The organism is Kitasatospora sp. NPDC056531 (assembly GCF_042794375.1).
Lineage (GTDB): Bacteria > Actinomycetota > Actinomycetes > Streptomycetales > Streptomycetaceae > Kitasatospora.
In genome coordinates this window covers 322,376-330,332 of the sequence record NZ_JBHTTU010000002.1, presented here as the reverse complement: position 1 = coordinate 330,332, position 7,957 = coordinate 322,376, and the positions used below count along the sequence as shown (strand labels likewise).

General features: G+C 71.9%; 7 protein-coding genes and 1 pseudogene. 3 read left to right on the top strand and 5 right to left on the bottom strand.

What is annotated here, in order from left to right; all coding sequences use genetic code 11:
* Both ACFQ87_RS04175 and ACFQ87_RS04170 read right to left on the bottom strand, forming a co-directional pair.
* Positions 1–532: pseudogene (locus tag ACFQ87_RS04175) on the bottom strand (hypothetical protein); the annotation flags it as partial.
* 296 nt (positions 533–828) lie between these two features.
* Positions 829–2,658 (bottom strand): acyl-CoA dehydrogenase, encoded by a 1,830-nt coding sequence (locus tag ACFQ87_RS04170; protein WP_380609007.1) that lies wholly within the window; start codon positions 2,656–2,658, stop codon positions 829–831.
* Between the two features lie 216 nt (positions 2,659–2,874).
* Between ACFQ87_RS04170 and ACFQ87_RS04165 the strand changes: the two genes are divergently transcribed.
* A complete protein-coding gene (locus ACFQ87_RS04165; protein WP_380609006.1) occupies positions 2,875–3,378 on the top strand; it encodes an SseB family protein in 504 nt (167 codons plus the stop codon).
* A 199-nt stretch (positions 3,379–3,577) separates the two neighbouring features.
* Positions 3,578–4,537, top strand: coding sequence for a pirin family protein (locus tag ACFQ87_RS04160; RefSeq protein WP_380609005.1), 960 nt, complete (start codon positions 3,578–3,580; stop codon positions 4,535–4,537).
* Positions 4,538–4,610: 73 nt separating this feature from the next.
* On the opposite strand, the gene ACFQ87_RS04155 is transcribed toward ACFQ87_RS04160, so the two are convergent.
* Positions 4,611–5,432, bottom strand: coding sequence for an integrase (locus ACFQ87_RS04155; protein WP_380609004.1), 822 nt, complete (start codon positions 5,430–5,432; stop codon positions 4,611–4,613).
* Between the two features lie 167 nt (positions 5,433–5,599).
* Between ACFQ87_RS04155 and ACFQ87_RS04150 the strand changes: the two genes are divergently transcribed.
* The gene (locus tag ACFQ87_RS04150) at positions 5,600–5,752 is read left to right on the top strand and encodes a hypothetical protein (RefSeq protein ID WP_380609003.1); all 153 of its coding nucleotides are present in this window, start codon (positions 5,600–5,602) and stop codon (positions 5,750–5,752) included.
* Between the two features lie 45 nt (positions 5,753–5,797).
* On the opposite strand, the gene ACFQ87_RS04145 is transcribed toward ACFQ87_RS04150, so the two are convergent.
* Both ACFQ87_RS04145 and ACFQ87_RS04140 read right to left on the bottom strand, forming a co-directional pair.
* Positions 5,798–6,409, bottom strand: coding sequence for a TIGR03086 family metal-binding protein (locus tag ACFQ87_RS04145; protein WP_380609002.1), 612 nt, complete (start codon positions 6,407–6,409; stop codon positions 5,798–5,800).
* Positions 6,410–6,618: 209 nt separating this feature from the next.
* Complete coding sequence (locus tag ACFQ87_RS04140) at positions 6,619–7,920, bottom strand: amidase (RefSeq protein ID WP_380609001.1); 1,302 nt, start codon at positions 7,918–7,920, stop codon at positions 6,619–6,621.
* Between the last annotated feature and the right edge of the window lie 37 nt (positions 7,921–7,957).

Here is a 7,957-nt window from a genome sequence, read left to right as displayed (position 1 = left end):
GGGGGGGGGGGTGGGGGGGGGGGTGGGGGTGGGGGGGGGTTGGGGGGGGGGGGGGGGGGGGGGGGGGGGGAACGGGAAGAGGCGGTTCGCCAAGCGGAACACCCCCCGCGCTGCCGTCCTTGAGCGCGAGTCTGCCGGACAGGCCGAGGTCACGGTCGAGCCAGGTGTTCAGCGGCACCCCGCCGTAGATCTCCACCGCGACCTGCCGCCAGCCGGCCGAACCGGTGTCCGGCAGCGGCTTGACGCGCAGGTTGGGCGAGTCGGTGTGGGTGCCGACGATGCGCAGCGGCGTCTCCGGGCCGGCCCCCTCCGGCAGGTACCAGGCGATCAGCGCGCCCGCGCGGATCAGGAAGCGCCCCCCCGCCGCCCCGTCCCAGGCGTCCGTCTCGGCGACCTGACGGAACCCCGCCTTCTCCAGGCGCTCGGCGGCGCTCGCGACCGCGTGGTACGGGGACGGCGAAGTGCCGAGGAACGCGATCAGATCGTCGGTGTGCGTCCGGTCGAAGAATGCCCGTCGGGCGGCGGTCGACATACTGCTCCTGGGTCGAGGGAGGGCCGAAGCCGGATGGGGAGTCGGCTTCGCACCTTGAGCATATGCCCGTACACGGACATGGCATTCGGAAGCTCATCCGTGCGGAACCCGGGCACACCTGGGATCCGCGCGCGCCCAACTCCGCACCGTCCGGGGCACTACGGAGCACCTGGAGAACACCGAAGGGCCCGGTGGCAGCCGGGCCCTTCGGTGTGAGGGTTTCGCCAGACGGTCAAAGAGGTGCCGCGCGCAGCGCGTCCCGAGAAGGGTGGTGGCGGGCGACGGGTGGGCGCGGCCTAGAAGGCCTCCTCCGCCAGCTCCATGATCTCGTTGTCGACGCCCTCGGCGATCGCCCGCTGCGGAGCGACGGTCGGGAGGATGTTCTTGGCGAAGAAGCGGGCCGCCGCGACCTTGCCCTGGTAGAACGGCACGTCCTTCTCGGAGGCGCCGGCCTCCAGCTTGGCCAGGGCCACCGCGGCCTGACGCAGCAGCAGCCAGCCGACCACGACGTCGCCGGAGACCATCAGCAGGCGGGTGGTGTTGAGGCCCACCTTGTACATGTTCTTGACGTCCTGCTCGACCGAGGAGAGGTCGGCGAGCAGCTTGCCGATGATGGCCTCCAGGTCACCGGCGGCCGTGGCGAGCAGCTTGCGCTCGGCGGCCAGGGCGTCGCCGCCCTCCTCCGAGGCGAGGAACTTCTGGATCTGCTCGTTCAGGGCGGTCAGCGCCTGGCCGCCGTCCTTGACGATCTTGCGGAAGAAGAAGTCCTGGCCCTGGATCGCCGTGGTGCCCTCGTACAGGGTGTCGATCTTGGCGTCACGGATGTACTGCTCGATCGGGTACTCCTGCAGGTAGCCGGAGCCACCGAAGGTCTGCAGGGACTGGGCGAGCTGCTCGTAGGACTTCTCCGAGCCGTAGCCCTTGACGATCGGCAGGAGCAGGTCGTTGAGGCGCTCGGCGGCCTCGTCACGCTCGCCGCGCAGCTTGGCGGCCATCATGTCGTCCTGGGTGGACGCGGTGAACAGGACCAGCGCGCGCATGCCCTCGGCGTAGGCCTTCTGGGTCAGCAGCGAGCGGCGCACGTCCGGGTGGTTGGTGATGGTGACGCGCGGGGCGGTCTTGTCCAGGAACTGCGAGATGTCGGCGCCCTGCACGCGCTCCTTGGCGTACTCCAGGGCGTTCAGGTAGCCGGTGGAGAGGGTGGCGATGGCCTTCGTGCCGACCATCATGCGGGCGAACTCGATGATCTTGAACATCTGGCGGATGCCGTCGACCTTCTCGCCGAGCAGCCAGCCCTTGGCCGGGTGCTTGGCACCGAAGGTCATCTCGCAGGTGTTCGAGGCCTTGAGGCCCATCTTGTGCTCGACGTTGGTGGCGTAGACGCCGTTGCGCTCGCCGAGCTCGCCGGTCTCCCAGTCGAAGTCGAACTTGGGGACGATGAACAGGCCCAGGCCCTTGGTGCCCGGCTTACCGCCCTCGGGGCGGGCCAGCACCATGTGGATGATGTTCTCGGACATGTCGTGCTCGCCCGAGGTAATGAAGCGCTTCACACCCTCGATGTGCCAGGAGCCGTCCTCCTGCTTGATCGCCTTGGTGCGGCCGGCGCCCACGTCGGAGCCCGCGTCGGGCTCGGTGAGGACCATGGTGGAGCCCCACAGGCGGTCGGTCATCCGCTTGGCGACCTCGAGCTGCTCCTCGGTGCCCTCCTCGGCGATGACGCCGGCGAAGGCCGGGCCGGAGGAGTACATCCAGATGGCCGGGTTGGAGCCCAGGATCTGCTCGGCGAAGGCCCAGATCAGCGAGTTCGGGGTGACCTGGCCGCCGATCGACTCCGGGATGCCCAGGCGCCACCACTCGGCGTCCATGAAGGTCTGGTAGCTCTTCTTGAACGTGGCCGGGATCGGGGCGGTGTTGGTCTCCGGGTCGAAGACCGGCGGGTTGCGGTCGGTGTCGGCGAAGGACGCGGCGAGGTCGTTCTCGGCGAGGCGCGAGATCTCGCTCAGGATGTTCTTCGCGGTCTCGACGTCCATGTCGGCGAACGGTCCAGTGCCGTACACCTGGTCGCGACCGAACACCTCGAAGAGGTTGAACTCCACGTCCCGCAGGTTGGACTTGTAGTGACCCATGGCCTGTTTTCTCCGGTTCGTCGCTTCCGGGTGACCGCCTCTTTTCGGGCGTCCCGTACCCACCAGTAGGCATCATGATGCTACCCAGCGGTAACTTGGGCAAGCCCCTGGCGATGAATCACCTATGAACGTGGTCACGTCCCACAAGTCGGGACGACCACTCCTTGTCAGGATCGACGCCAGCGCGGGCGGGTGCGCTCCCGCTAGCCTGTCCGTGTGTACGGATATGACCAGAACGCATACCCGGGTGACCCCTACCAGCAGCAGGCGGGTCCGCAGCCGGGCATGAACGGCATGCCCGGACCCGACGCGTACGGCGCACAGGGGCAGGCGTCCCAGCAGTCGCTGTACCCCGAGCCCTCCCCGCCGTCGCTGGCGGACGCCGTCCGGGCCTTCACCACCGGCTCGATGGCGGTCGAGGACTTCCAGGCGATCTTCATCACCTCGAAGGTGCACTGCCCGCGCGGCGACCGCCCCGGCTTCCTCGCGCTGCACAACACCCCGACGCCGGTGATCCCGATGTTCAGCTCGCTCAAGGAGCTGCGCCGCTACGCCGGCAAGGACTCCAAGCACTTCACCGTCACCGGCGCCGAGGTCCTGGACCTGCTGCCGACCGGCTACGGCTTCGCGCTGGACATGGAGGGCGAGCACCGGATGGTGTTCGACGCCAAGGCGGTCGAGCAGATGGTCGACTTCACCATGCGCCGGATGTACGGCTGACGACCGCTCCACGGCCGTCGGCCATCGCCTCACGGACGGCCGGGCCGCCCCACGCCGTGCGCGGCGGCCGACACTGACCCATCCTGGAGAGGAGCGCGCGCTCCTTCGTCGCTACATAGTTCAATTTTCAACTTGCTTGTTGTTGAGGATTGAACTATCCTCCTGTACGTAGGCCAGAGACCCCCCGAAGGAGGCCGACATGCCCGCCGTGACCGTCGACAACCCGCTGACCCTTCCGCGTGTCACCACGCCGGACCCGGCCGTCGCGAGCGCCCGGCCCGTCCTCACCGTGGCCACCGCGCCCGAGGGCTACGAGGGCGAGGGCTTCCCCGTCCGCCGCGCCTTCGCCAAGATCAACACCAAGTACCTCGACCCGTTCATCATGATGGACCAGATGGGCGAGGTGGACTACGCGGCCGGCGAGCCCAAGGGCACCCCCTGGCACCCGCACCGGGGCTTCGAGACGGTCACGTACATCATCGACGGAACGTTCATCCACCAGGACTCGCACGGCGGCGGTGGCGTCATCACCGACGGCGACACCCAGTGGATGACGGCCGGCTCCGGTCTGCTGCACATCGAGACCCCGCCGGAGTCGCTGGTGATGTCCGGCGGCCTGTTCCACGGCCTCCAGCTGTGGGTCAACCTGCCCGCCTCGGACAAGATGATCGCCCCGAAGTACCAGGACATCCGCGGCGGCAGCGTCAAGCTGCTCAGCTCCGAGGACGGCGGCGCACTGCTCCGGGTGATCGCCGGCGAGATCGACGGCCACCGGGGCCCGGGCGCCACCCACACCCCGATCACGATGATCCACGCGTCGGTCAACCCCGGCGCCCAGGTCACCCTGCCCTGGCGCTCGGACTTCAACGCCCTCGCCTACGGCCTGGCCGGCACGGGCTCGGCCGGCCCGGAGCGGCGCCCGTTCGGGATGGGCCAGGCGGTCGTGTTCGGCGACGGCGACTCGATCACCATCCGCGCCGACGGGGCCCAGGACTCGCGCAGCGCCAACTTCGAGGTCGTCCTCCTCGGCGGCCTGCCGATCCGCGAGCCGGTCGCCTGGTACGGCCCGTTCGTGATGAACAGCCACCGGGAGCTCCAGCAGGCCATGGAGGACTTCCAGGCCGGCCGCCTCGGCACCATCCCGACCGACGCCCACTGATCCGCCCCCACGGGAGGGCCGCAGGTTCCGACCTGCGGCCCTCCCGCCGTTTCGTCTCCACCCACGGGCCCGGCTACAGCAGTGCGTAGACCGCCGAGGCGTCGTCGTGGGCCTTGCCGCGCGGCCAGCGCTCGCAGGTGGCGTCCGCCCGCTCCACCTCGCGGACCTGGGCGATCAGCTCACCCGGGCCGGACTCCGCGAGCAGCCGCAGCACGTCGCCCCAACTGCCCAGCCCGAAGCGCTCGGTGTAGCGCGAGGCGCCGTCGGTCAGCGCGGCCAGCGCGTGCAGCTGGTCCAGCCGGACGAAGCCGGTCTCGGCGTGCTCGGCCGCACGCGGGCTGGCGGCCGCGATCCACGGCCCGCCGCCCCGGTTGCGGGCGGCGCGCACGGCCAGCGCGTACTCCAGGTGCAGCGCGGTCCGCTCGGCCGAGCCCGGGACGGTCGCCCACACCTGGCGGCGCAGCCCCTCCCCGCCGGGGAAGCGCTGGTTGTCCCCGATCACCTTCGGCGGGCCGTCCTTGAACTCCAGCACCAGCAGCGAGTCGCCGAGCACCAGGTACTCCAGCGACTCGCCGTGCCGCCGGGCCGCGACCACCATCGCGGCGGGCGTGTTGGAGTGGGCGAGGTCGCAGCGGCCGCCGTGCAGCGCGGCCGTCTCCACGATGGCATCGGCCAGGCACTCGGCGATCGAGCGGTCCACGCGGTCGGTGAGCCGGGCGAGCAGGTGCACCCCCAGCCGGCGGACGTACCAGGCCGTTCCGTGCCGGCACCCGGACTCCAGGCCGGCCGGCGAACTCGCGCCGTCCAGCAGGACCAGCGCCTCCGGCGAGGCCGCCGCGAAGTCCTCGCTCTCCCGGTCGGGCCGCCGTGCTTCCCCTGCGAGCTGTAGCTGCATCCCGACAGTGTGGCCGCCGCCCCCGGCCCGCGCCCAGACCCGTGCGTCAGTGTGGCGCGAGCCGGGGCCCGTCGTCCGGTGGCATCGGGGGCGATTCAGCCATACCGTCGGATAGCGACCGGACAATTCGGCCAATCAGGGCCGGTCAGGTTTGGTACCACCTTCGGGTGTCCGACCGACCCGGGACTGACGAGGAGCGGAAGATGTTCTGGCAGTTCATCGTGTTGCTGGCCGCCTCGCTCGGCTTTCCGGCCGCTGCACTGTTCTTCCTGATCGGCGGTCCGCGCTTCCCGGACGAGGAGCGGGAGCGGAAGGCCTAGTTCGCGGGCACGCCCTCGGCGGGCACGCCCTGAGCGGACACGACCTCAGGAGGCCTGCCAGGCCGGGTCGCGGCCGAGCAGCGCCAGGGCGCGGTCGAACCGGCCGGCGCCGCCGCCGGGTTCGAGGCCCGGGCGGAAGGCCCGGCCGGGCGCCCGGGCCTCCGGCGTGTTCGGGACGGCCTCGGTCACCGTCCACAGGGCGTCGGCCAACGCGTCGTCGCCGTCCACCGCCGCGACCAGGGCGTCCGGGGTGCCGAGCGCGGCGGCGACGTCCCAGCCGTGCACCAGGGTGTCGAGCAGGTGGAAGCCCACCGCCTGGGCGAGCGGGAACGGGCCGCCGTCGCGGATCTCGGGCAGCCAGAGCGCCCGGTCGACGGCGGCCGCCTCCCGGAAGGCGGCGGTGAGGTCGGCGCCGGTCCGGCGGAAGACGCCCGCCGGGTCCGCGTCGACCGGGGCGTCCGCGAACAGCGCGAGGTCCGGCCCGGCGCCGCGGGCGGCCGCGGCGAAGCCCTGGTGCTGGCCGGCGCAGTGCTCCAGCAGCCGGCGCAGCGTCCAGCCGGCGCAGGGGGTGGGGAGGTCCAGCTGGTCCGGCCGTACGGTGTCCACCACCTCGACGGCCAACTCCATGGCCCGTGCGTGCAGTTCGACGATCTTCATGCGACAGTTACCCCCAGTCCCGCGGAAATGAAACCGATCACCTGATCAACGACGGTCGGTTCCCCGATGATCTGCCGGCGGCCGAGCCCCTGGGTCATTACCAGGTCGAGCCGCTCCCCGTACGCCCGCTGCAGCCGGCGCGCCGAGGCCGCCGACCCGGGCGATCCCGTACCGGCCGCCCGGCCCGACGCCCCTCAGCCCACCGACCTCTAGCCCAACACCCCTTCCAGCACGGCGGCTTGGGCGAGCAGCCGCTCGTCGCCGCCCGCCGCGCCGACCACCTGCAGGCCGAGCGGCAGCCCGGCCGCGGTCCGGCCTGCCGGCAGGCTCAGCGCGGGCAGCCCGAGGAAGCTCCACGGCAGCGACATCACCGCGTCCCCGGTGCTGTGCAGGCCCTCCGGCGCACCGCCGGTCGCCGAGGGCGCCAGCCACAGGTCCACCCCGGCTTCGGCGGTCGCGGCCGCCACCCGCTCGCGCAACCGCTCCCGGAAGTCCAGCGCGGCGGCCCGGTCCTCGGCCGCCACGCCCTGGCCGACCCGGATGCTCGCCGCCGTCTCCGGCCGGTACAGACCTCCGAACCGGGCGAACCAGTCGGCGTGACTGCGGGCCAGCTCGAAACGGTTCACGATCTGCAACTGCCGGATGATCTCGGCGAAGTCGGGGAACAACGGCACCCGGCGCACCGTCGAACCGGCCCGCTCCAGCCGCTCCACCCGTTCCTCGAAGACGCGCAGCGCGGCCGGCTCGGCCCGCTCCAGGTACGGGCCGTCCGGCACACCGAGCACGGGCGCGTCCGGCACGGGGCCGGTCCGCCAGTCGTCACAGAGCAGCGGAGCCGCCAACGCCGCACCCGCCAGATCGGCGGTGAACACCCCCAGCGTGTCGAAGCTCGGCGCGTTCGGGATCACGCCCGCGATCGGGATCCGCCCGTACGTCGGCCGGAACCCCACCACCCCGCAGTACGCGGCCGGGCGGATCACCGAGCCGACCGTCTGGGTGCCGATCGCCAACGGCACCAGCCCCGCCGCGACCGCCGCCGCCGAACCGCTGCTGGAACCGCCCGGGGTGTGTCCCGGATGGTGCGGATTGCGGGTCGGGCCCGGGGCGCTCGCCGCGAACTCGGCGGTCACCGTCTTGCCCGCGACCATCGCCCCCGCCGCCAGCAGCCGGTCCACCACCACGGCCTGCGGGCCCGCCAACACCCCTGGCGGCAGGGCGGATCCACCGCGCGTGGGCAGCCCGTCCACGTGCACGATGTCCTTGACCCCCACCGGCACCCCGTACAGCGCCGGCCGCCCGGCCGGCTCCGGGTACCGCGTGGCCAACTCCCGTGCCCGCGCCCGCAGTCGGTCGTGCCGCCCGGGCTCCGACACGAAGGCGTGGATCAGCGGGTCCACCCGCTCGACCAGCGCGCAGAAACGGTCCACGGACTCGGGCAGGCCCGGCGCACCGGACCGCAGCCCGGCGGCCGCACGGGTCAACGACCGCGGCCGGACGAGAGATTGCTCCATGCCGAGCACGGTAACGCCGATCACGACGACGCCGGCC